Genomic DNA, 24,003 nt, shown 5'->3' on the forward strand with positions numbered 1-24,003 from the left:
GCCCCACCCCCCGGCCCGGCGGCATGGCCCGGCGGGGGCTGGAGTGCGCGCAGCGCACTTCCAGCCCCGCCGGCGTTTGAGGCGCGGGCGCGGTAGCGCCGTATGGGTCCGGGCGAAGCCCGGGGAACGGTGGAAGGGCGGGTAGGGGACCCCAGCCCCGCGCAGCGGCCCACTCACCCGCACCCGCCCACCGGCACCAGCCACCCGAACCGGCCCCGCCCGGCAGGCCGCCGGACGGAGTCCGGCGCAGCGGCGCGAAGCCGGTAAGGCCGCCCGCGGCCGCACCGCGCAAGCAGCGCGTCAGGAGGAGCCTCCGTAGCGGGCGCGGAGGGCTTCGGCGGCAGCCGAGACGGCTTCCGCCTCCGTGAGCCCCAACCGGTGGGCCCGCTCCGCGAAGGCCTGCGCGGCCGCGGCCGCCTCGCGCGAGGAGCCCTCCGCCGCCGCGACGAACGTCCCGTTCCGGCCCCGCGTCTCGATCAGCCCGTCGGCCTCCAGCGCCCGGTACGCCTTCGCGACGGTGTTCGCGGCCAGCCCCAGGTCCTCCGCCAGCCCCCGCACGGTCGGCAGCTTGTAGCCCGCCGGCAGCGCTCCCGACCGGGCCCGGTCCGCGATCTGCGCGCGCAGCTGTTCGTACGGGGCGGCCGAGCCGGCCGAGCCGTCGATCCTGATCCTGAGGTTGGTCGAGGTCACGCGGCCGATTCTCCCCCATCCGGCCCGTAATTCGCAGGCGCCGCAGGGATCTCCGACCGTAACGTCCGACCCATGACCATCCACATCCGCGAGGTCCTCCCCGAGGACCTGCCGGCCGCCGAGGCCGTCGTACGGATCCGCCGTGCTGCGCTCCCCTTCATGATCGGCACCACGGCGGGCGTCACCCACGAACTCACCTCCGCCGCGGCCGGGAAGCAGTACCTCCTACTCCTCGCCGAGACCTCCGACGGGCGTACCGTCGGTACCGCGGAGGCCGGTTTCGCGTACGACAGCCCGCAGCCGGGCCTGTCCTTCGCGAACGTCTACGTCGACCCGGCCCATCGGGGCCTGGGGGCCGGGACCGCGCTGCTGCGCACCGCCGAGGAGCACCTCGCGGCGCGGGGCGCGGCGGAGACGTACGTGTGGGTGCTGGACGAGCCGGCGCACCGGGCCTTCGCCGAGCGGCGCGGCTACCGCCCCAGCCGTTCCGCGCACTTCCTGCGGCTGGACCTGGCGGCGGGCACCCTGCCGCCGCTCCCCCGGGAGCTGCCGGCCGGGGTGGAGCTGCGGCCCGGGTCGGCGTTCGCCGCCGACCCGCGCCCGCTGTACGAGGCCGACGCCGAGGTGACGGCGGACGAGCCCGGCGACGTGCCGGTGGAGCTGGACGACTACCAGGACTGGCTGGACACCGTGTGGCGACAGCCGACCCTGGACCACGAGCTGACGACGGTCGTCCTCGTCGACGGGGCCGTGGCGGCCTTCACCGCGGCGCGGACGGACGGCGCGACCCGCTACGGCTCGGCGATGACCGGCACCCTGCGCGCCTTCCGGGGCCGCGGGCTGGCCAAGCTCGCCAAGACCGATTCGCTGCACCGGGCCCGCGCGGCCGGGTACACCGAGGCCTTCACCGGCAACGACGCCGGGAACGACCCGATGCTCGCGGTCAACGCGTGGTTCGGGTACGAGATCTGCGCGACCGAGACGCGCTTCGCGAAGAAGCCTGGAGCCACCCGATGACCGTGTCCTGGACCGTGACCCTCACCAAGGCCGGCCGCACCAAGATCAGTTACCCGGCGGACCAGGTGGCCGACGACGGGGACCGGATCTCGGTGCGCGCCCCCTGGGCGGCCGAGGGGGTGAAGGACTTCGGGTTCGTCCGCTTCGAGCCCGGCGACGTGTTCACGGAGCACTTCTGGCGGACGCGGTGGTACGCGGTCAAGGAGGTGCGGACCGGGGACGGCGTCCTCAAGGGCTGGTACTGCGACGTGACGCGCCCCGCCGTGGTCCGCGGGGGCGAGATCACGGTCGACGACCTGGACCTCGACCTGTGGGTGTCGGCGGACGGGACCTCGGTCCTGCGGCTGGACGAGGACGAGTTCGCGGAGAGCGGGCTGGCCGCGAGCGACCCGGAGGCGGCGGCGCGCGCCGTCCGGGCGCTGGACTGGCTGGAGGAGCGGGCGCGCACGCCGGAGGGGCTCGCCGCGCTCCTCCCGTAGGCGTTCCTGTCGGCCCGCTTAGGCCTTCCTTAAGCGGATCCTAAGGATCTCTTCCCGGGCCGCCATCGGGGCCGAACGGGCGTGCCCGCGGGCTAGCTTGGCGGGGCCACGGAGGGCCACCCGGCCCGTTCCGCCGGCGCTTCCCCGCCTTGCGCCCGAAGGAGATCCACCCATGTCCGCACGCCGTGCCCGTACCGCCGTCCGCATCGCCGCCGCCGGTCTCGCCCCGCTCGCCGCGGCCGCGTACGCCGCCGGGCCGGCGGCCGCCCACGGTTCGATGACGGACCCGGTCAGCCGGGTGGCGGCGTGCTACGCGGAGGGTCCCGAGGCCCCGAAGTCGGCGGCGTGCAAGGCGGCCGTCGCGGCGGCCGGGACGCAGGCGTTCTACGACTGGAACGGGGTGAACATCGCCAACGCGGCCGGTCAGCACAAGGCGCTGATCCCGGACGGGCAGCTGTGCTCGGCGGGCAACGCCAAGTACAAGGGGCTGGACCTGGCCCGCGCCGACTGGCCGGCCTCCCCGATGACGGCCGGGGCGCACACCTTCCGCTACAAGGGGACCGCTCCGCACAGGGGTTCCTTCGAGCTGTACGTGACGAAGGACGGCTACGACCCGTCGAAGCCGCTGAAGTGGTCCGACCTGGAGCCCGCGCCGTTCGCGAAGGCCACCGACCCGGGCATGCAGAACGGTGACTACGTCTTCAGCGGCACCGTCCCGAAGAAGACCGGCCGCCACCTGATCTACAGCGTCTGGCAGCGCTCGGACAGCCCGGAGGCGTTCTACACCTGCTCGGACGTGGTCTTCGGCAAGGACGGCGGGGGCAGTGGGGGCAGCGGCACGGTGCCCGGTGCGGGGACCGCCCCGAGCGCGAAGCCGTCCGCCGGTTCCTCCGCCAAGCCCGTGGAGCCGCCCAAGGCGCCGACGGACCAGCAGATCTCCGACGGCTCGGGCAAGTCGACGATCGAGCACAACGGGCACGGCGACAACGACCCGAAGACGAACGGCGCGGGTGCCTCCCCGATCGCCGCCGCCCCGTCGGCCCCGGGCCGGGAGTCCGCCGCGCCCTCGCCGGCCGGTGCCGACACGGGCGCCGGCACCGGCGGGGACCTCGCGGCGACCGGCGGCAGCTCCGCGACCCCGGTGATCGCGGTCGCGGGGGCCGGGGTGCTGGCCGCCGGTGCGGCCGTGCTGTTCGCGCTGGCCCGCCGCCGGGCGGTGACGGCAGGCCGGCACGGCCGCTAGCGGACGGGTACCGGGCGGACCGCCCGCGCCCCGGGTCTCAGTCGAAGACCGAGGCGCAGGTGGTCCGTTCGGCGTGGGCCGGGTCGAGGGCGTTGAGCGCCTCGTGCCAGGCGATCCGGTCGGTCAGGCCGATGGCCACGTGCTCCGAGAGGTCGAGCGGGCACAGGTCCTGGAGTACGACGTTGCGTACGTCCGGCCCGTCGAGGAAGGCGCTCCGGTAGGGGGTGACCACCTCGTCGTACTTGGTGGCGATGACCGTGTACTTCACCCCGGGGACGGTGTCGCCGCCCGCGTTCAGCTTCTGCTGGAAGGCGGAGCCCGCGATCTGGTCGGCGAGTCCCGGGGTGGCGGTGCTGATCAGGTCCTCGGCCCCGGGGAAGTACGGGAGCAGCTGGGTGAGTCCGTTCAGGGTGGTGCCGTGGTTGTCGGGGGCCAGTCCGACCAGGGCGTTGACCTTGGCGGCGCCGCCGAGGAACTTGAGGTAGTAGCGGGGCATCATGCCGCCCTGGGAGTGGCCGACCAGGTCGGCCTTCGCGGCGCCGGTGGAGGCGAGGACCCGGTCGACGAAGGCGTCGAGCTGGCCGGCGGACTTGTCGATGGGCCCGAGCCCGTTGAAGAAGGGCACGCCGGGCAGCTGGCCGTAGTCGAGGGAGTAGACGCAGTAGCCGCGGTGGACCAGGTAGGGGGCGAAGCCCAGCCAGTTGTCGACGGAGTTCCCGAAGGTGCCGTGGACCAGGACGACGGGGCGGGGATGGGCGGCGGACGGTTTGCAGGACCAGTTGTTCCAGCCGCTGCTGGGGGCTGACGCGGCCTGGGCGGCGCCGGTGGGGGCGACGAGGGCGGCTGCGGTGAGGGCGAGGACGGCCAGCGGGCGGAGCAGGCGTCTCCAGGGCAGCATCGTGTGATCTCCTTGCGGGTCAAGGGGAATGCGTGGGGGTTCGTCCCGTGATCCGGATCACATGGGGGGCTGCTGTGGCTAAATTACGGTCCAGTAGCAAAACTTGGAAGTTACGCGTCGGTAAAAACTGGTGTGTCGAGCCCAGCTCCAGTGCCGCTCGGGAACAATGGACGCCCCTGACCACGGACTTGAGGTGAGCGCCCGCCATGCAGAGGGCCCCCGGAGCCGGCACCGCCCTGGCCACCCCACCCGAACTGGCCGCCGACCCGCTGGTCGCCGCCGTCACGGAGGCCGCCGTACGCGTCCTGGCGCCGGAGGCGGAGCGGACCGCCGTCAGCGGGGTGCCGCGTACGCACCTGGACGCGCTCGCCGCCGCCGGCGCGTACGCGCTGATCGGATACGAACCGGACCCGGCCGACGGGCTGACGGAGCGCCGGGTGTTCCGGGAGGTGCACGAGGTACTGGCCGCGGTGGACCCGTCGACCTGGTTCGTGTGGACCCAGCACGTCCCGCTGGCCAAGGCCCTGCACCAGGCCTCCGGCCCGGCGGGGGACGCCCTGCGCCAGAGCCGGCTGCCGGACCTGGCCTCCGGGAAGACGCGCGCCACCGCCGGCTTCGCGTTCCTGCGCCATCCGCGCCCGCCCGTCACCGCCCGGCGGGTCCCGGGCGGCTGGCGGCTCGACGGGCGGATGCCGTGGGTGACGGGCTGGGACCTGGCCGACACCGTGTTCGCCGGCGCCGTCGGCCCGGCCGACGAGGCGGTCCTCGCCCTGGTCGACCGCACCGACGCCGGCCTGGGCTCCGCCGCCGGGGCCCCGCTGTGGGCGATGGGCGGGACGCACACCGCCACCGTCGAGCTGCGCGACGTCCGCGTGCCCGACGACCGGGTGGTCGGGGTGCTGCCGAGGGCGGAGTGGATCCGGGCCTACGACCTGGAGAACGCCGACGCGCAGCCCGCCGTCTTCGGCCAGCTGCGCGCCACCGCCGGCTTCCTCCTCCAGTCACCCCCCTACGAGGACCTCGGCCTGCGCCTGGCCGAGCGCACCGCCCGGCTGCGTGCCGAGGCCTACGCCCTGCGCGACGAGGTCCCGCGCGGGGAGCGCACCGCGGACCGCCTCACCCTCCGGGCCGCCGCCCTGGACCTGGCCGTCCGGGCGGCGGCGACCTGCGTGGCGGTGGCGGGCGGCCGGGCGATCCAGTACGGGCACACCGCCGGCCGGCTCTCCCGCGAGGCCCAGTTCCACCTGATCCAGGCCCAGACCACCCCGCTGCGCGCGGAGACGGCCCGGCTGATGCTGGACGGGATCTGAGCCCCTGACCGGGCCCGCCACCGACGCTGGGCGGACCGTGCCGGGGCCGAACCGGGCGTTGGCGCGGTCGATGGCGGCCTCCACCGTCAGGCGGGACTCGCGGACCGGGTCCAGGGTCAGCTGGCGGGCCACGCCCTCCGCGCCCGTGAGGTCCTCCGCGCGCAGCACCATCCCGGTCAGCCGGGCCCGTTGCAGGCCGGCCGCGTCCATCAGGCGGTACGCGAGGGTGCGCAGGTCCTCGTCGTGGGCGGAGGGCTCCGCCAGCCGCCGGGACCGCTCCCACCGGGTGCCGCCCGCGAACCGGAGGGTCAGGGACAGGGACCGGGCGGCCTGGCGGCGTCCGCGCAGGGTGGCGCCGAGCCGGACCACGAGGCCGAGCAGCTCGGCCCGGGCGTGCGGGCCGTCCAGCTCCTGGCGGGTGAACCCGGTCCGGACGGCGGCCGAGGGGGGCAGCTCGCGCGGGGTGACCGGGCGCGGGTCGATCCCGCGGGCCCGCTCGGCCGCGAGCCGGCCGGCCCCTTTGCCGAGGATCCGCTCGACGACCCCGGGCGGGACGTGGGTGAGCGCCCCGACGGTGTGCAGCCCGTACCGGCGCAGCGCCTCGGCCTGCCGGGGGCCGAGCCCGTACAGCTCCTCCACCGGGAGGCCGTCCAGGAAGCCGGCCACCGCCCCCTCGGGCACGGCCAGGACCCCGCCGGGTCCGGGGATCCGGGCGGAGGCCATGGCGGCCACCGCCCAGGTGGCGGCGACCCCGATCCGGACGTCCGTGCCCAGCCGGGCCACCGCGCGCAGCCGGACCACCTCGGCGATGCGGGCGGGGTCCGCGCCGAAGTACCGCTGGGCGCCCCGGACCTGGACCAGCGCGGCGCGCGGCGGCAGGGCCTGGACCAGCGGGGAGAACTCGCGGAGCAGCTCCAGCACCTCGCGGTAGCCCTCCCCGGGCAGGGCGGGGGCGCAGCGGACGTGCAGCACCCCGGCGGCGGAGGCGCGGGCGGAGGCAGCGGCGACGGTGGTCCCGGCGGTGCTCATCCCGCGCTCCCCGGGCTGGAGTGCCACAGCTTGCGGCCGGTGGCGGCGCGCTCCCCGGGCGGCTGGAGGTCGGCCCAGGGGTTCATCTCGTAGCCGGTGGGCAGGTGGATGCGGCGGGCGGTGCCGGTGGCGGTGCCGTCCCCGGCGAGGGGTTCGGCGAGCCGGGCGGTGACCGCCTCCAGGCCGCTGCGCCCGCGCAGTTCGGCCAGCTCGGCGAGGTTCCAGGCGGCGGCCCCGACCACGCTCAGGCTCTGCGGGCCGCGCCGCTGCACGACTCCCCGTACGAGCAGCAGGAAGGAGTGGAAGACGGTGTGCGCGCAGGCCTCCTGGCTGTCGTCGAAGAAGGCCAGGTCGACCAGGCCGGTGCCGTCGTCGAGGGTGGTGAAGACGACGCGGCGGCCGGAGCGGACCGGCGGGGTCTGGGTGGCCGCCTTGGCGCCCGCGACGAGGACGGTCCGCCCGTGCCCGGTGTCCCGCAGGCGGGCGGCCGGGGTCACGCCCAGCTCGGCGAGGAAGGCGTGGTGGTCCTCCATCAGGTGGCGGGAGGCGTCCATGCCGAGGACGCCGAGTTCGGCGCTGAGCCGTTCGGCGTCGGTCAGGTCGGGCAGCCCGACGGGGGCGGTGGACCGGCCGCCGCCGAGGGGCAGTTGCGCCGCGCCCCCGGCGCCGGCGGCGCGCTGGGCGCCGTGCAGTTCCGCCAGGTGCAGCAGCAGGTCGCGGCGGTTGGCGCCGAACGCGTCCAACGCCCCGACCTGGGCCAGTCGTTCGGCGACCGGGCGGCCGGGGCGGGCACGGTCCCAGAAGTCGCGCAGGGAGGCGTACGGCTGGCCGGCCTCGATCCGGCGGGCCTCGGCCCCGGTGATGCCGTGGACGTCGGACAGGGCGAGCCGGAGCCCCCAGCGCGCCGGATCATCGGACACCAGTTCGATGCGGTGGGCGACCGCCGAGCGGTTCACGTCCAGCGGCAGCACCGGCACGCCCCGCCGCCGGGCGTCCGCCAGCAGCAGCCGCTTCGGGTACATCCCGGGGTCGTGGGTGAGCAGCCCGGCGTAGAAGGCCGCCGGGTGGTGGGCCTTGAGCCACGCCGACTGGTAGGTGGGCACGGCGAAGGCCACGGCGTGCGCCTTGCAGAAGCCGTAGCTGCCGAAGGCCTCGACGATCTCCCAGGTCCGGGCGACCACCTCGGGTGCGTAGCCGCGCCCGGCGGCCGTCGCCGCGAACCAGGCCTTGATCCGGCCCTGGGAGTCCGGGTCGGAGAGCCCGCGCCGCACCCGGTCGGCCTCGGCGCGGCCGCAGCCGGTCATGACGTGCACGATCTCGATGACCTGCTCGTGGAAGACGACCACCCCGTACGTCTCGCGGAGCGCGTCGGCCAGGTCCGGGTGCGGGAAGCGGACGGGCGCCCGCCCGTGCCGGGCCTCGATGAAGGGGCGCACCATGTCGGCGGCGACCGGTCCGGGCCGGAAGAGGGAGATGTCGACGACCAGGTCGTGGAAGGCGGCCGGCTGGAGCCGGCCCACCAGGTCGCGCTGTCCGGGGGACTCGATCTGGAAGCAGCCCAGCGTCTCGGCGGAGCGGATCAGTTCGTACGTCGGCCCGTCGTCCGGGGGGACCTGCGCGGGGTCGTCGAGGTCGAGGTCGAGGCCCGTGGCCCGGCGCAGCTCGGTGACCGCGTGCGCCATCGCGGACTGCATGCGGACGCCCAGCACGTCGAGTTTGAGCAGCCCGAGGTCCTCCACGTCCTCCTTGTCGAACTGGGACATGGGCAGGGGGGCGCTCCCCGGGCCCGCGGCGCCGAGGGGGACCTCGCCGCTGGTGGGGACCACCGGGGTGCGGGCGAGCAGCGAGGCGTCGGAGAGCAGCACGCCGCACGGGTGCATGGCGACCCCGCGCGGCAGCGCGTCGAGCGCCTCGACGAGGTCCCACAGCCGCTCGTGCCCCTCCCCCCGCTCCTCGCGCACGTCGCGGAGTTCGGGCAGTTCGGCCAGGGCGGCGCGGGCGTCACGGGCCCGGATGTGCGGGAAGGCCTTGGCGAGCCGGTCGACGGCGGCCGGGTCCATGGACAGGGCGGCGCCGACGTCGCGGATGGCGTGGCGGACCCGGTAGGTCTCGGGCATGGCGACGGTGGCGACGCGCTCGGCGCCGAAGCGGTCGATGATCCGGCGGTAGACCTCCAGCCGGCGGGCGGATTCCACGTCGATGTCGATGTCGGGCAGCACGCGGCGGCGCTTGGACAGGAAGCGCTCCATCAGCAGGCCGTGCTCGACGGGGTCGGCGTGCGCGATGCCGAGGAGGTGGTTGACGAGGGAGCCCGCGCCGGAGCCGCGCGCGGCCACCCGGATGCCCATCTCCCGTACGTCGTCCACGACCTGGGCGACCGTCAGGAAGTAGGAGGCGTAGCCGTGGTGGGCGATGACGTCGAGCTCCTCCTCCATCCGGTCCCAGTAGGCGCGCCGCCCGGCGTAGCCGCGCAGCACCATGCCGGCCGAGGCGCGGGAGGCGAGCACCCGCTGGGCGGTGCGGCGGCCGGCGCCGACGAGGCGGGCCTCGGGGAAGTGCACGGAGCCGATGCCGAGGTCGTCCTCGGGGTCCACGGAGCAGGCCTCGGCGGTCTCCCGGGTCCGTGCGAGCAGCCGGCGGGCGTCGGCGGCGCGCAGTCCGGCCGCCTCGGCGATCCGTTCGGCGGCCTCGGTCATGGCGGCGGGGCCCTTGAGCCAGCGCTCGCCGCCGTCGAGGGTGGTGCGGGGTCCGAGGGGGACGAGCCGGCGGGCGGCGTCGAGGACGTCGGCGACGGGGCCCTGGCCGGGGTCGGCGTACCGGACGGCGTTGGTCAGCACGGCCGTGACGCCCTGTTCGGCGGCGAAGCCGACGGTACGGGCGGCCAGCCGCAGCGAGCCGGGGCCGGTGCCGGTGCGGCCGTGGTGGACGGCCTCCAGGCGCAGGGCGTCGCCGTAGACCTCCCGCCAGGGCGCGAGCAGCCGCGCGGCCCGGTCGGGGCGTCCGGCGGCCAGCGCCCGCCCCACCTCGGACCCGGGCCCGAGCAGCACGAACACCCCTTCGCCGCGCAGCGCCTCCCACGCCAGCCCCTGCCCCGCGGCGGCGGTGACCATCCGGCACAGTTCCGCCCAGCCGGCGGCCCCGTCCCGGGCCAGGAAGAGCGCGCGCGGGGCGGACTCGTCCACGAAGGCCCCGCCCCGGACGGGGGTGCGCCTGCGGTACGAGGCCTCGCCGGCCGGGCCCGGGCCGCCCGCACCCGGAGCCGGGCCGCCGCCCGCGGGCAGCCCCGCCCGGCCGGAGCCCGGTCCGCCGGGCGCCTCCGCGGGGGACACCTGCAGGTCCACCCCGAACAGCGGCCGGATCCCGGCCGCGGCGGCCGCCTTCGCGAACCGCACCGCGCCCGCGAGGGTGTCGCGGTCGGTGAGGGCGAGGGCGTCCATGCCCCGTTCGACGGCTCGTTCCGCCAGCCGCTCCGGGTGGGAGGCCCCGTACCGCACGGAGAACCCCGAAACGGTGTGCAGATGCGTAAAACCAGGCACCCGCGGCCTCCTGCTTCGCTCGACCTTCAACCTCCCCCTTCTCCACCATAGAGTAATTCGAATGTCCGTGCGAAACGCTTGTTCGATCATCCATTCGGCGCTCCCCTGCTGCGCCCGGCCCCCCGCGCGCCGAGCGTGGGCACATGACCCACCCCACCGAGAGCAGCGGTTTCCTCGCCGAGATCAAGGACGCCGTGACCGCCCGGGCGGCCCTGCTGGTCCTCGGGGTGCTGGCCCTCCAGCTGGCCTTCGTCACCTCCTACATCGGGGCCTTCCACCACCCGCGGCCCAGCGAGATCCCGATCGCGGTGGCCGCCCCCGCCGAAGCCGTCGCCGTACGGACCGCGAAGGGGCTCGACGCCCTGCCCGGCGACCCGCTCGACCCGCGCGTGGCCGAGGACGAGGCGGCGGCGCTCGCGCAGGTCCGGAACCGGGACGTGGACGGCGCCCTGGTCGTCGACCCGGCCGGCACCACCGACCGGCTGCTCGTCGCGAGCGGCGCCGGGGCCTCGCTCTCCCAGGCCCTGGAACAGGTCGTCGGCCTCGCCGAGAAGGCGCAGGGCCGCACGGTCCGGGTCGTCGACGTGGCCCCCGCCGACCGGGGCGACAGCCGCGGCCTGAGCGCGTTCTACCTGGTCGTCGGCTGGTGCGTCGGCGGCTACCTGTGCGCCGCGATCCTCGCCATCAGCGCCGGCGCCCGGCCCGCGAACATCCACCGTGCGGTCATCCGGCTCGGCGCGCTGCTCCTGTACTCGATCGCCGCCGGGCTGCTCGGCACGGTCATCGCCGGCCCGGTGCTGGGCGCGCTGCCCGGCCCGCTCTGGGCCCTGTGGGGGCTGGGCACCCTGGTCGTCTTCGCCGTCGGCGCACTCACCCTGGCCCTCCAGGGGGTGGCGGGCGTGGTCGGCATCGGCCTGGCCATCCTGCTGGTCGTGGTGTTCGGCAACCCGAGCGCCGGCGGCGCCTACCCGTACCCGCTGCTGCCGCCGTTCTGGCGGGCGATCGGCCCGGCCCTGCCGCCGGGCGCCGGTACGTACGCCGCGCGCTCCCTCGCCTACTTCAAGGGCAACGGCGCGGGCGGGCCGATGCTGGTGCTCGCCGCCTGGGCGGTGGCCGGCTCCGCGGTCACCCTGGCCTGCGCGGTCGCGCGCCGCGGCCGCCCCGGAGCGGCGGTGGGCAGCGGGCTCCCCGAGGAGGCCCCGTCCGCGCCCCGCCCCACCGGGACGTGATCACCACCCTGGCGGTGGAGAACTACCGCTCGCTGCGCAAACTGGTCGTCCCCCTCGACCGCCTCACCGTGGTGACGGGGGCCAACGGCATGGGCAAGTCCAGCCTCTACCGCTCGCTGCGCCTGCTCGCCGACTCCGCGCGCGGCGGCGCGGTCGCGGCACTGGCCCGGGAGGGCGGGCTGGCCTCCACCCTGTGGGCGGGTCCGGAGCAGCTCGGCCGGGCGGTCCGCGAGGGGCTGCACCCGCTCCAGGGGACGGTCCGCAGCGAGCCGGTCAGCCTGCGCCTGGGCTTCGCCGGGGACGAGCTGGGGTACGCGGTGGACTTCGGGCACCCGGTGCCCGACCGCGAGTCCCTCTTCTCCCTGGACCCGGAGATCAAGCGCGAGTGCACCTGGGCCGGACCCGTACTGCGCCCGGCCGCCCTGCTGTGCGACCGCGCGGGGCCCGCCGTACGGACGCGCACGGCGGACGGCGGCTGGCACCGCACGCAGAACGCGCTGCGCCCCTACGACTCCATGCTCGGCGAGCTCGCCGATCCGCAGCTGGCCCCCGACCTGCTGACCCTGCGCGAGCTGATCCGGTCCTGGCGGTTCTACGACCACGTCCGGACCGACGCCGACGCCCCCGCCCGCACCTCGCGCGTCGGCACCCGTACGCCGGTGCTCGCCGCGGACGGCTCGGACCTGCCGGCCGCGCTCCAGACGATCCGGGAGACCGGCGACGGAGCGGCGCTGGACGGGGCGGTCGACGCGGCCTTCCCCGGCAGCCGGGTCACGGTCGCCGCCCGGGACGGCCGCTTCGAGCTGGAGCTGCACCAGCACGGGCTGCTGCGCCCGCTGGGCGCGGCGGAGCTCTCCGACGGGACCCTGCGCTACCTGCTCTGGGTCGCGGCCCTGCTGACCCCCCGGCCGCCCTCGCTGATGGTGCTCAACGAGCCCGAGACCAGCCTCCACCCGGACCTGCTGGCCCCGCTCGCGGACCTGGTGCTGACGGCCGCCCGGGAGACCCAGACGGTGGTGGTGACCCACTCGGCCCCACTGGCCGGGGCCCTCGCCGCGGGCACCCGGCGGCACCGGGTGAACCTGCGGACGATCACCCTGGTGAAGGAGTTCGGCCGTACGGAGGTGGCCGGCCGCGAGGGGCCGCTGGACGAGCCCCTCTGGTACTGGCCCCGGCGCTGAGCCCCGTACGGTCAGGCCGTGGCGGTGTGGACGACCTCGCCCGCCACCACCACCGTCTCGGCCACCGTGCCCGGGATGGACTCCGGGGCGATCCGCAGGATGTCGCGGGACAGCACCACGAAGTCGGCCGCCTTGCCCACCGTGAGGGAACCGCGTTCCCGCTCCAGGAAGTTGGCGTGGGCGGAGCCCATCGTGTAGCCGTACACCGCCGTCTCCACGTCCACCGTCTCCTCCGGCCGCCAGGCTTCGCCGCCGCCCAGGGGGCGGCGGGTGACGGCGGTGTAGATGCCGATCATCGGGTCCATCTCGGCGACGTTCCAGTCGCTGGAGAAGGCCAGCACCGCTCCCGCCCCGTGCAGGCTCCGCATCGGCCAGGCCTTGTGCCAGCGGTCCTCGCCCACGTTCTCGGCCCAGTCCTGGCCCGGTCCGGCGATCTCGGGCGCGCAGTGCCTCGGCTGCATGCAGGCGACCACGCCCAGTTCCGCGAAGCGGGGCACGTCCTCGGGGTCCAGGCACTCCACGTGGACCACCTGGTGGCGGGCGTCGCGCGGGCCGTTCACCGTCCGGGCGTGCTCGACCGCGTCGAGGACCGTGCGGATCCCCCGGTCGCCGGTGGCGTGCACGAAGCACTGGAAGCCCTTCGCGTCCAGCTTCGCCAGCAGCTCCGCGAACTCCTCCGCCGGGTAGAAGGTCTCCCCGCGGTGGTGCCCGCAGCCGGTGTACGGCTCCAGCAGGGCGGCCGTGCGCGGCTCCACGACGTCGTCGATGTACAGCTTGAGCGGGCCGACCCGCAGCCGGTCGTCCGCGAAGCGGCGGGCCGCGCCGGCGAACTCGTCGAGGTCGGCGTCGCCGGTGCCGCGCGGGTGGAACAGCGCCGCCACGATCCGCGAGCGCAGCCGGCCCTCCTCCCGTGCCCGTTCGAAGAGTTCGAGGTCGTCGAGGGAGTTCTGCGGCTCGACCACGGTGGTGATGCCGAAGCCGATGGCGTCGTCGAGGCTCTTGGCGAGCCGCCCGTACTGCCGGTCCGGCGAGGCCCACGGCACGCCGAGCTCGCGCAGCGCCCGGTGGCCCGCGCGGGAGAGCCCCTTGACGGCGAAGTCCGTGACGAAGCCGGTGGGTTCGCCGGTCTCCGGGTCGGTGGCGGCCGTACCGAAGGGCAGGTCGGTGCGGTCGCGGGTGACGCCGAGGCGGTGCAGGGCGGCCGTGTTCAGCCAGGCCGTGTGGACGTCGTACGAGAGCACGATCGCCGGCACGTCCCCGGTGACCGGGTCGAGGTCGGCGGCGGTGGGCATCCGGCCGCCCGGGATGGCGGAGTAGTCGAAGGCCTCGGCCTCGATCCACTCGGCACCGGGGTGCCCGGCCCGCCAGGCCCGGATCCGCTCGTGGATGCCCTCCAGGGTGCGCACCCCCGCCAGCTGGACGCAGTCGGCGTCGGAGCCGAGCCGGACGTGGTTGTGGGCGTCGATGAACCCGGGCAGGACCAGCTTCCCGGCGGCGTCGATCCGCTCGGTGTCCGGCCCGGCCCAGGCGGCGGCCCCGTGATCGGGGCCGATCCACACGATGCGGCCGTCGCGGACGGCGAGGGCCTCGGCTTCGGGCAGGTCCGGGTCCACGGTGTGGATGCGGGCTCCGGTGAGCAGCAGGTCGGCGGGGTGGTTCACGGTGGTGCTCCTGTGGCGGTGGTGGGAGGGGCCGGGCGGCGGGGTCAGGCGGCGGCCGGGACGGCGGCGGGGGTCCGGCGGTACAGGGCCGCGTAGGCGAGGCCGGAGACGAGCGCGCCGAGCAGGGTGAGGTCGGCTCCGCCGAGGGGTGCCACGAGCGGCCCGGTCCAGAGTTCGGAGTCGCAGGTCAGGGCGGCGAAGGCGATGCCGGCGAGGAGGGCGGCGAGGCCTGCCGGGTGGTAGCCGGAGCGGTACCAGTAGGCGCCGTCGGGGCCGGTGGTGTGCAGGGCGTGGGCGTCGTAGCGGCAGCGGCGCAGCAGCATGTCGGCGAGGAAGACACCGCCCCAGGGGGCGAAGACGATGATCAGGAGGGAGAGGAAGGAGGTCAGCGCGCTCGTGAAGTCGGTGAGGAACAGCGCGGCGAGGGAGCCGGCACCGGTGATGGAGGCGCTGACGACGATGGCCTTGGCGCGGGTCCACGGGATGCCGAGGACCTGGAGGTTCAGGCTGGACGAGTAGAGGGTGATGATCGAGTTGGTGACGGAGCCGCCCAGGACGAGGGCCAGGAACAGCGGCTGGAACCAGCCGGGCAGCAGGCTCTCGGTGCCGGCGACGGCGTCGGTCATGTCGGTCCGGGTGGCGGCGGCGACGCCCGCGACGCCGAGGGCGACGGAGGAGAGGAAGCCGCCGAGGGCCCCGTACCAGGTGATCGACTTCAGCGAGGTGGTGCGGGGCAGGTAGCGGGTGTAGTCGGCGGGCATCGGCAGGTACGAGAAGGGGGCCGCCAGCATGATCACGAAGGCCAGGCTCCAGCCGGAGGCGCCGGGCACGGCGGTCGCGGGGGCGGAGGTGTCGGCGCCGGGGAGCAGGAAGGCGAGCAGGGCCGCGAAGCCGGCGGCGAGGACGTAGGCCATCCAGCGTTCGGCGAACTGGACGGTGGCGTGGCCCCACATGGCCACGACGAACGTCAGGGCCAGGGTGGTGAAGAGCGCGGCGGCGCGGGCCGGGGTGCCGTGGAGCAGGCCCAGGTCCTCCAGGAAGACCTCCAGGGCGAGGGTGCCGACGACGGTGTTGAGGATGGTGTAGCCGATCCCGACGAGCCAGTTGAGGACTCCGGCGGGGAGGTTGCCCCGGACGCCGAAGGCGGCGCGGGAGATGACCAGGGTGGCGGTGCCGGTGCGGATGCCGGACAGTCCGGCGGCGCTGATGGCGAAGAAGGACAGTCCGCTGACCACGACCACGGCGGTGGCCTGCCAGAAGGTGAGGCCGAAGGCGACGGCCAGGGCTCCGTTGATCACGTAGGTGAAGGTCAGGTTGGAGCCGAACCAGAGCCAGAAGAGGTCGCGCGCACTGCCGTGCCGCTCGCTGTCCGGGATCGGATCGATGCCGCGCGTCTCGACCCTGAAGATCTCGTCACTCATCGTGCACGCACCCTTGATCTTGAATGGCGTTCTAAGTTCTTGAATGGCATTCAAGATGAGGGGTGCCTCCGGCCCCCGTCAAGACCCTGTCCGGGATAAGGTCGGCCCACGGAGAACGGGAGGCGGCAGCGGTGGCAGGAGCGGCACGGCGGCGCGACGGGCAGATCGCCCAGGAGCGGATGCTGGAAGAGGCCATGACGGCGATCGCCGAGGACGGGCTCGCGGCCCTGACCATGTCCAAGCTCGCCGACCGCCTCGGCACCAGCGGCGGCCACATCCTGTACTACTACGGCAGCAAGGACCGGCTGCTGCTGGAGGCGCTGCGCTGGAGCGAGGAGCAGCTGGCGGCCGAACGCGCGGCCCTGCTGCGCCGCCGGGTCACGGCAGCCCGCAAGCTGGAGCTCTTCCTGGAGCTGTACCTGCCCCGGGGCCCGCGCGACCCGCGCTGGACCCTGTGGATCGAGCTGTGGGCCCGTACCCCGTCCAACGAGGACCTGCGCGCCGCCCAGGAGGAGATCGACGCGGGCTGGCACGCCGACCTGGGGGCCCTGCTGGCGAAGGGCGTCGAACAGGGCCGGTTCGCCCCCACCGACACGGCCGCCCGCGCCTCCGAGCTGCTCGCCCTGCTCGACGGGCTGAGCACCCGGGTGGTGCTGGGCCAGCGGGACGCGGACCGGGCCCGGGCCCTGGAGCGGGCGCGCTCCGCGGCGGCCCTGCTGGTCGCGCACCGCTGAGCCCCCGGACGGGGTCCGGGGGCTCGGCGGTGCGGTGCGGGCGGTACGGGCGGTGCGGGCGGCGGGGCTACCGCGCGTCGGGCCGGCCGGTGCGGTTGCCGTAGTAGGCCTGGAGCATCAGCTGCCGCATCTCGTCGACCATCGGCATCCGCGGGTTCGCGGGGGCGCACTGGTCGGCGTACGCGTTCATGACCTGGACCGGCAGGGCCTCGACGAAGGCGTCCTCCGCCACGCCCTCCTCCGCGAAGGAGGCGGGGATCCCGCAGGCGGCGCGCAGTTCCTCCACGGCCCGGGCGTACGACTCCACGCCCTCGGCCGGGGTGGCGGCCGGCAGGCCCAGCGCCTTCGCGATCTCCTGGTAGCGCTCCGGGGCCCGGTAGACCTCGGCCTTCGGCCAGGGGGTCGCCTTGTGCGTGACCGTGCCGTTGTGGCGGATCACGTGCGGCAGCAGGATCGCGTTGGTGCGTCCGTGGGCCACGTGGAAGGTGTTGCCGAGGGTGTGGGCCATGGCGTGCACCAGGCCCAGGAAGGCGTTGGCGAAGGCCATGCCCGCCACCGTCGAGGCGTTGTGCATCTTCTCCCGGGCCTCGGGGTCGTTCGGGCCGTCGTCCACGCAGCGCCGCAGGTTCTCGAAGACCAGCTTGAGGGCCTGGAGGCAGAGCCCGTCGGTGTAGTCGTTCGCGTACGCGGAGACGTACGCCTCGGTGGCGTGGGTCAGGGCGTCGAAGCCGGAGTCGGCCGTCACGGTCGGCGGCAGGCCCATCGCCAGGACCGGGTCCACGATGGCCACGTTCGGGGTCAGCGCGTAGTCGGCGAGCGGGTACTTCTGCGCCGCGGCCGGGTCCGAGATGACGGCGAACGGGGTGACCTCGGAGCCGGTGCCGGAGGTGGTCGGGACGGCCACCAGCTTCGCCTTCCCGCCCAGCGAGGGGAAGGTGTAGGCGCGCTTGCGGACGTCGAAGAACTTCTCCTTCGTGTCCCCGAACTCCACCTCGGGGTGCTCGTACATCAGCCACATGATCTTCGCGGCGTCCATCGGGGAGCCGCCGCCGAGGGCGATGATCGTGTCGGGCCCGAAGTCGCGCATCAGCGCGGCGCCGGCCCGGACCGTGGCGAGCTCCGGGTTGGGCTCGACGTCGTCGATCACCTGGATGGCCACGGCTCCGTCGCGGGCCCGGAGGATGTCGGTGACCTTCTGCACGAAGCCGAGGGAGACCATCGTCCTGTCGGTGACGATCGAGACCCGGCCGATGCCGTCCATCTCGCCGAGGTAGCGGATGGAGTTGCGTTCGAAGTAGATCTTCGGCGGGACCTTGAACCACTGCATGTTGGTGTTGCGCCGTCCGATCCGCTTGATGTTGACCAGGTTGACCGCGGTGACGTTGTTCGACACCGAGTTGTGGCCGTACGAGCCGCAGCCGAGGGTGAGCGAGGGCAGGAAGGCGTTGTAGACGTCGCCGATGCCGCCGAAGGTGGAGGGCGAGTTGGCGATGACGCGGACCGCCTTGACCTTCCTGCCGAACTCCTCGACGAGCTCCTCGTCCTCGGCGTGGATGGCGGCGCTGTGCCCCAGGCCGTGGAACTCGACCATCGCGGCGGCCAGTTCGAGGCCGTGCTCGGTGTCGGAGGCCTTCAGGGCGGCCAGTACCGGGGAGAGCTTCTCGCGGGTCAGCGGCTCGCCGTCGCCGACCTCACCGCACTCGGCGAGGAGGATCGAGGTCCCGGCGGGGACGTCGAAGCCCGCCTGTTCGGCGATCCACTGCGCGGACTTCCCGACGACCGCCGGGTTCAGCCGGGCGCCCGCGCAGTTGACGGCGTGGGCGGTGGTGCCGAAGACGAACTCCTCCAGCTTGGTCTTCTCGGCGGCGGAGACCACGTGGGCGCCGAGCCGCTCGAACTCGGCGATGCCCTGCTCGTAGATCTCGGCGTCCAGGATGACGGCCTGCTCGGAGGCGCAGATCATGCCGTTGTCGAAGGCCTTGGAGAGCACGATGTCGTGGACCGCGCGGGCCAGCTTGGCGCTCTTGTGGACGTACGCGGGGACGTTGCCCGCGCCCACGCCCAGGGCCGGCTTCCCGCAGGAGTAGGCGGCCTTCACCATGGCGTTCCCGCCGGTGGCGAGGATGGTGGAGACGCCCGGGTGGTTCATCAGGGCCGCGGTGGCCTCCATGGAGGGCTCGGCGACCCACTGGACGCAGTTCTCCGGGGCGCCCGCGGCGACGGCGGCGTCGCGCACGATCCGGGCGGCCTCGGCGGAGCAGTTCTGCGCGGAGGGGTGGAAGGCGAAGACGATCGGGTTGCGGGTCTTCAGGGCGATCAGGGCCTTGAAGATCGTGGTGGAGGTGGGGTTGGTGACCGGGGTCATCGCGCAGACGACGCCGACGGGCTCGGCGATCTCGGTGATCCCGTTCAGCTCGTCGCGGCGGACGACGCCGGCGGTCTTCAGCCCGCGCATCGAGTTCACCACGTGCTCGCAGGCGAAGAGGTTCTTCACCGCCTTGTCCTCGAAGAGGCCCCGCCCGGTCTCCTCGACGGCGAGCCGGGCGAGTTCGCCGTGCTGCCCCAGCGCCGCCAGCGAGGCCTTCCTGACGATGTGGTCCACCTGCTCCTGATCGAACGACTCGAACCGGCGGAGCGCCTCCAGCGCCCCCTCGACCAGCGCGTCGACCATCTCGTTGGCCTGCATGGCGGGAACTCCTTCAATGGGAAATCCTGATGGCTCAATTCCACACCCAAAAGCGGAAGGAACCTTGCCGAAAAGGGCCTTTCCGGGTAGGCCGAAGGGCCTTGCGAGCTTGCCCACCACCCCCCGATCACCCCACGGACCTGCGGAAACAAGGGGGGACCAAAGACCCTCGTGCGCTTGTGAAAACTTTCACAAGAATTTCCCTCCGAATGCGCCCTACCGCACTCCCCCGCCGGGGAGCACAATCGGCCTGACTGCCCGTGCCGGACGTGAGGGAGGGAGCGCGTGCGCAAAGAGGTGCGCACCGCGGACGGCCGCACCCTGATGGCGGAACGCTGGGGCGACCCCGACGGCAAACCCGTCCTCCTGCTCCACGGGATGCCCGGCAGCAGGCTCGGCCCGGCGCCCCGCGGCATGGTCCTCTACCAGCGGCGGGTGCAGCTCGTCGCGTACGACCGGCCCGGCTACGGGGGCTCCGGGCGCCACCCGGGCCGCTCCGTCGCCGACGTGGCCGAGGACGTGGCCGCCGTCGCCGACGCCTTCGGGCTGGACACGTTCGCCGTGGCCGGCCGCTCGGGCGGCGCCCCCGGCGCACTGGCCTGCGCCGCCCTGCTTCCGGAGCGGGTCACCCGGACCGCGGCCCTGGTCCCGCTCGCCCCCAGGGACGCGGAGGACCTGGACTGGTTCGCCGGGATGGCCGCATCGAACGTACGGGAGTACACCACCGCCACCGACGACCCGGAGGAACTGGCGGCCCGGCTGATCCCGCGCGCCGCCGGCATCGCCCGGGACCCGGGCCGGCTGCTGGACGAACTGCGCCGCGAGCTGACCGCCAGCGACCGCATGATCGTCTCGGACGCCGGGCTGCGGTCGATGCTGCTGCGCAACTACCGGGAGGGCGTGCGCGCTTCGGCGTACGGCTGGATCGACGACATCCTCGCCTTCAGCAGCCCCTGGGGCTTCGACCCCGCCGACATCCGCTGCCCGGTCCTGATCTGGCACGGGGAGCTCGACGTCTTCTCCCCCGTGGGCCACGCCCGCTGGCTGGGCCGCCGCATCCCCGGCGCCACCACCGCCATCGACCCGGCCGCCGCCCACTTCGCGGCCCTGCGCGCCCTGCCCGACGTCCTCACCTGGCTGCTGCGCGAACCCACCCCGTCGGTGGGCGAACAGCAGCCCGCGTAGGGGGTGTCGGGAGGATCCTTCCCGCGCACCGGTCCACCTTCGGGCGTCCCGGTCGCCAAGGGGGCACGTACGGGTAAAGTCCGCGCAGAAGCCGCGCGGGCCGGCACCGCAACGACGCGTCCCGGCCCCGCACACCCTCCGGCCTGCGGTGATGCGGGCCGGGGCGGGACGCCAGGGGAACTGGATCTTGCATTGCGGCGAACGGCCGAATGCGGCTCCTCGATAAATACCCCATGCTTTCTATAGAACGCTTGACCAGGCGTCATGCCTCGGTTGCCATGGGGATCGGGACGAGTAAAGTCCGCACTTGACGGCCGGCAACGCGCCGGTGTCTTCCCCGCCCATTTCACATGGCCTCCCCGAGGACGGTGTCGTGAACACTTCCGCAACCCCCCCGACCAGCACGGTCAAGGACCGCCGCGTCCCGCTCGCGAAGATCGACGTCCGCAGCGCTTCCGCGGCCGCCGTTCTCGAACGCGTACTTCCCTCGGAATCCGGTCGTCGCGTTCAGGCACCGATCTTCAACTCTGCGCTCTGACGATCAGTTATGAGCTCTAGACTGGTGGAATGACCCGCACGATCGCTTTCCGCGAGATCGTCCTGAAGGTTCACAGCAGATGCGATCTCGCTTGTGATCATTGCTATGTCTACGAACACGCAGATCAGAGCTGGCGAGCCCGGCCGAAAGTGATCTCCCCCAAGGTCATTTCCCAGACCGCGTCGCGGCTCGCCGAACATGCCCGTGACCATGCACTCCCCTCCGTCACGGTGATCCTCCACGGAGGGGAACCCCTGCTGGCCGGTCCCGAGCGACTGCGGCTCGTGTGCGAGGAGTTCACACGCGCACTCGCCGGAACCGCCGACCTCGACCTGCGGATCCACACCAACGGGCTCCAGCTCAGCCCCCGTTACCTCGACCTCTTCGCCGAGTACGGCGTCCGGGTCGGCGTCTCCCTCGACGGGGACCGCGCGGCCAACGACCGCCACCGCCGCTTCGCCGACGGCCGCTCCAGCCACCCGCTGGTCCTGGCCGCCCTGGACCTGCTGCGCTCCGCGCCCTACCGCCACCTCTACCAGGGCCTGTTGTGCACGGTGGACGTGGCCAACGACCCGGTCGCCGTGCTCGACGCGCTCGTCGCACTGGAGCCTCCCCGGGTGGACTTCCTGCTCCCCCACGCCACCTGGGAGACCCCGCCGGCCCGGCCCGACGGCGCGCCCGACGCGTACGCGCGCTGGCTGCTGCGGGTCTTCGACCGCTGGGAGGAGCTGGAACGGCCGGTGCCGGTACGGCTCTTCGAGTCCCTGCTCTCCACCCTGCGCGGCGGACCCAGCCTGACGGAGTCCCTGGGGCTGGCCCCGACCGACCTCGTCGTGGTGGAGACGGACGGGACCCTGGAGCAGGTCGACTCCCTCAAGAGCGCCTTCGACGGGGCCGCCGCCACCGGGTTCGACGTCTTCGGCCACGCCTTCGAAGAGGTCGCCGCGCACCCCGGGATGCGGGCCCGGCAGCTCGGGCTCGCGGGTGTCAGCGGCACGTGCCGCCGCTGCCCTGTCGTACGTTCGTGCGGGGGCGGCCTCTACACGCACCGCTACCGCGAGGACAACGGCTTCGACAACCCCTCCGTGTACTGCTCCGACCTGCGCGAGCTGGTGGACGGGGTCGAGGGGCGCACCGCCGCCCGGCTGGCCGCCCCCGAGCTGGCCGACCCGGCCGGGCTGGCCCGGTCCCAGGAGGAGCTGACCCGGATCCTGCTGGCCCGGCTGCACGGGGACCTCGCGGGGGACCCCGCCTGGGCGCGGGCCTGGGAGCTGCTGGCCGGGGTGGAAGGGGCCGGGGAGGCGGGCGCGGACGCGCTGGACGCCGTACTGGGCCACCCGTTCACCCGGACCTGGGTGCTGGAGGCCCTGGACGCCGTGCGGGAGGGCCGCCCCGACGGCCCGGCCGCGGCCCGCCGGCTCGCCGCGCTGACGGCGGCCGCCGTGCTGCGGGGCGGGCTGGAGCTGCCGGCCGAGGTGGCGTACCGGGACGGGGAGGTGTACCTGCCGACGCTGGGGCTGCTGCGGCTCGGGGAGCCCGGCACCCGCGGGCGCGCCCTGCTGCACGCCACCGGCGAGGGGTACGCGGTCGTCCGGGCGGGGCGCACCGAGCACCGCTTCGGCCCGGCGGCGGGGGACGCGCGCTGGCAGCCCGTACGGACCTGGTCCCCCGGGCCCGGGGAGCCGGCGGTGGCGCTGGAGGACCTGGACCCGTACCGCAACTGCTTCGCCCGCCCGCCCCGGCTGCGGCTCGGCGCCGGGGAGGCCGACGAGTGGCGGGGCCGCCTCGACGCGGCCCGGGCACTGCTGCTGCGCACCGTCCCCGGGTTCGCCCGGGCGGCCACCGCCGGGCTGGGTACGCTCACCCCGCTCGCCGGCGGTCCGCGGGCCGGCGGCTGGGGCGAGGCCGGGCGGCACGGGCCGGGCGCGCTCGGAGTGCCGTACGCCGCCGGGGTCCGGGAGACCGCGCTGGCCCTGCTGACCGGACGGCGGCGGGCCCGGCTGCGGGAGCTGACCGAGGTGGCCGACCTCTACGCGCTGGACGGGTCCTGGCAGCACCCCTCGCCGTGGCGGACCCGTCCGGTGCCGGTGTCGCGGCTGCTGGCGGACGTGCACGAGCGGGTCGCTGTGGAGGCGTACCGCCGGGCCACGGGCACCCAGGAGCCCGGCGGCTCGGACCTGATCCACCGCGCGCTGGACCGGCTGGCGGAGGCGGCGGAGCTGACGGTGAGCGGCAAGCGGCTGGTGGAGGAACTGCGCTGGGAGCTGAAGGCGGTCGACGCATGACCGCCCCGACCGGCGCCCCGGCCCCGCGGACCGCCCCACCCGGCCGCTACCAGCTCGCCGCCCAGCTCCGGCTGCTCGGCGTGCGCCCCGGGCAGCTGCTGCTGGTGCACGCCGCCCTCGGCGGCACCGGGCTGCGGGCCGAGACGCTGCGCGACGCCCTGCTCGGGGTCCTCGGCCCCCGCGGCACCCTGCTCGTCCCGGCGTTCACCGCGGAGAACTCCCTCACCTCCACGGCCCACCTGGCCCGGGTCGCCGGCCTCGACGAGGTGCAGGCGGCGGCCTTCCGGGCGCGGATGCCGCCCTTCGACCCGGACCTCACCCCGAGCCAGGACGTGGGCGTCTTCGCCGAGGTGGTCCGCACCACCCCGGGCGCCGCCCGCAGCGGCCACCCGCAGACCTCCTTCGCCGCGCTCGGCGCGGACGCGCACCGGCTGTGCGCGGGGCACCGTACCGAAAGCCATCTCGGCGAGGATTCCCCGCTGGGAAAGCTGTGCTGGGAGGGAGGACGGGTACTCATGATCAATGTGGGGTTTTCGGCCTGCACCGCTTTCCATCTCGCGGAGTACCGAATTCCGAAGCCCCCCTTGCGCATGTACGACTGTGTGGTGAAGGTGAACCTTCCGGAGGGGCGACCGGATGGACGGCCGGGGGGACGGGAAAAGGGGCACCCCCACGAGGGGGAGTGGAAGACCTACGAGGACGTCGCGCTGGACGACGGGGATTTCGAGGAGATCGGCCGTGCGTTCCCGGATGCGCTGGTGCGCGGGGGGCGGGTGGGAGGGGCGCCCGCGGCGTTCTTCTCGATTCCGCACGCCGTGGACCACGCCCAGGCCTGGATGACCGAAAACAGATGCTGATTGACTGAACCATGAGGGGATGTG

At 74.4% G+C, this 24,003-nt stretch carries 17 protein-coding genes; 10 read left to right on the top strand and 7 right to left on the bottom strand.

What is annotated here, in order from left to right; all coding sequences use genetic code 11:
• Positions 1-300 precede the first annotated feature (300 nt).
• Positions 301-690: a GntR family transcriptional regulator gene (locus ACIPW5_RS32010; protein WP_401252481.1), complete on the bottom strand. Its 390-nt coding sequence runs from the start codon at positions 688-690 to the stop codon at positions 301-303.
• 72 nt (positions 691-762) lie between these two features.
• Between ACIPW5_RS32010 and ACIPW5_RS32015 the strand changes: the two genes are divergently transcribed.
• The 3 genes from ACIPW5_RS32015 to ACIPW5_RS32025 all read left to right on the top strand — a co-directional run bounded on the left by ACIPW5_RS32015 (position 763) and on the right by ACIPW5_RS32025 (position 3,429).
• On the top strand, positions 763-1,707 hold the full coding sequence (locus ACIPW5_RS32015; RefSeq protein ID WP_401252484.1) for a GNAT family N-acetyltransferase: 945 nt from the start codon (positions 763-765) through the stop codon (positions 1,705-1,707).
• On the top strand, positions 1,704-2,186 hold the full coding sequence (locus ACIPW5_RS32020; protein WP_401252487.1) for a DUF402 domain-containing protein: 483 nt from the start codon (positions 1,704-1,706) through the stop codon (positions 2,184-2,186). Before ACIPW5_RS32015 ends, ACIPW5_RS32020 begins: the two co-directional genes overlap by 4 nt.
• A gap of 172 nt (positions 2,187-2,358) precedes the next feature.
• Positions 2,359-3,429, top strand: coding sequence for a lytic polysaccharide monooxygenase (locus ACIPW5_RS32025; protein ID WP_401252490.1), 1,071 nt, complete (start codon positions 2,359-2,361; stop codon positions 3,427-3,429).
• A 37-nt stretch (positions 3,430-3,466) separates the two neighbouring features.
• On the opposite strand, the gene ACIPW5_RS32030 is transcribed toward ACIPW5_RS32025, so the two are convergent.
• The 3 genes from ACIPW5_RS32030 to ACIPW5_RS32040 all read right to left on the bottom strand — a co-directional run bounded on the left by ACIPW5_RS32030 (position 3,467) and on the right by ACIPW5_RS32040 (position 10,202).
• On the bottom strand, positions 3,467-4,327 hold the full coding sequence (locus ACIPW5_RS32030) for an esterase/lipase family protein (RefSeq protein WP_401252493.1): 861 nt from the start codon (positions 4,325-4,327) through the stop codon (positions 3,467-3,469).
• 1,001 nt (positions 4,328-5,328) lie between these two features.
• Entirely contained in the window at positions 5,329-6,666 is a 1,338-nt protein-coding gene (locus tag ACIPW5_RS32035; RefSeq protein ID WP_401252496.1) for a hypothetical protein, read from the bottom strand.
• Positions 6,663-10,202: a DNA polymerase III subunit alpha gene (locus ACIPW5_RS32040; protein WP_401252499.1), complete on the bottom strand. Its 3,540-nt coding sequence runs from the start codon at positions 10,200-10,202 to the stop codon at positions 6,663-6,665. The genes ACIPW5_RS32035 and ACIPW5_RS32040 overlap by 4 nt, the downstream gene beginning before the upstream one ends.
• A 143-nt stretch (positions 10,203-10,345) precedes the next feature.
• On the opposite strand from ACIPW5_RS32040, the gene ACIPW5_RS32045 reads away from it, so the two are divergent.
• Both ACIPW5_RS32045 and ACIPW5_RS32050 read left to right on the top strand, forming a co-directional pair.
• Positions 10,346-11,431, top strand: coding sequence for a DUF3533 domain-containing protein (locus tag ACIPW5_RS32045; protein WP_401252502.1), 1,086 nt, complete (start codon positions 10,346-10,348; stop codon positions 11,429-11,431).
• Positions 11,428-12,612, top strand: coding sequence for an AAA family ATPase (locus tag ACIPW5_RS32050; RefSeq protein WP_401252505.1), 1,185 nt, complete (start codon positions 11,428-11,430; stop codon positions 12,610-12,612). Before ACIPW5_RS32045 ends, ACIPW5_RS32050 begins: the two co-directional genes overlap by 4 nt.
• An 11-nt stretch (positions 12,613-12,623) precedes the next feature.
• On the opposite strand, the gene ACIPW5_RS32055 is transcribed toward ACIPW5_RS32050, so the two are convergent.
• Complete coding sequence (locus ACIPW5_RS32055; protein ID WP_401252508.1) at positions 12,624-14,273, bottom strand: amidohydrolase; 1,650 nt, start codon at positions 14,271-14,273, stop codon at positions 12,624-12,626.
• 44 nt (positions 14,274-14,317) lie between these two features.
• On the bottom strand, positions 14,318-15,694 hold the full coding sequence (locus ACIPW5_RS32060) for a purine-cytosine permease family protein (RefSeq protein WP_401252511.1): 1,377 nt from the start codon (positions 15,692-15,694) through the stop codon (positions 14,318-14,320).
• Positions 15,695-15,825: 131 nt separating this feature from the next.
• Here ACIPW5_RS32060 and ACIPW5_RS32065 point away from each other — a divergent pair, with 131 nt between their 5' ends.
• Positions 15,826-16,428 (top strand): TetR family transcriptional regulator C-terminal domain-containing protein, encoded by a 603-nt coding sequence (locus ACIPW5_RS32065; RefSeq protein WP_401252513.1) that lies wholly within the window; start codon positions 15,826-15,828, stop codon positions 16,426-16,428.
• A 67-nt stretch (positions 16,429-16,495) separates the two neighbouring features.
• Here ACIPW5_RS32065 and adhE read toward each other — a convergent pair whose 3' ends face one another.
• Positions 16,496-19,114, bottom strand: a complete 2,619-nt coding sequence (gene adhE / locus ACIPW5_RS32070; protein WP_401252516.1) for a bifunctional acetaldehyde-CoA/alcohol dehydrogenase — start codon at positions 19,112-19,114, stop codon at positions 16,496-16,498.
• A 324-nt stretch (positions 19,115-19,438) separates the two neighbouring features.
• Between adhE and ACIPW5_RS32075 the strand changes: the two genes are divergently transcribed.
• From ACIPW5_RS32075 to ACIPW5_RS32090, 4 genes are all read left to right on the top strand, one after another.
• Positions 19,439-20,299 (top strand): alpha/beta fold hydrolase, encoded by an 861-nt coding sequence (locus ACIPW5_RS32075; protein ID WP_401252662.1) that lies wholly within the window; start codon positions 19,439-19,441, stop codon positions 20,297-20,299.
• 307 nt (positions 20,300-20,606) lie between these two features.
• Positions 20,607-20,837: an FxSxx-COOH cyclophane-containing RiPP peptide gene (fxsA, locus tag ACIPW5_RS32080; protein ID WP_401252519.1), complete on the top strand. Its 231-nt coding sequence runs from the start codon at positions 20,607-20,609 to the stop codon at positions 20,835-20,837.
• A gap of 29 nt (positions 20,838-20,866) precedes the next feature.
• Complete coding sequence (gene fxsBH, locus ACIPW5_RS32085) at positions 20,867-23,122, top strand: radical SAM/SPASM protein FxsBH, inactivated beta-hydroxylase extension form (protein WP_401252521.1); 2,256 nt, start codon at positions 20,867-20,869, stop codon at positions 23,120-23,122.
• Entirely contained in the window at positions 23,119-23,979 is an 861-nt protein-coding gene (locus ACIPW5_RS32090) for an aminoglycoside N(3)-acetyltransferase (protein WP_401252524.1), read from the top strand. The genes fxsBH and ACIPW5_RS32090 overlap by 4 nt, the downstream gene beginning before the upstream one ends.
• Positions 23,980-24,003: the final 24 nt, after the last annotated feature.

It is taken from the genome of Streptomyces sp. NPDC090077 (assembly GCF_044747545.1).
GTDB lineage: Bacteria > Actinomycetota > Actinomycetes > Streptomycetales > Streptomycetaceae > Streptomyces.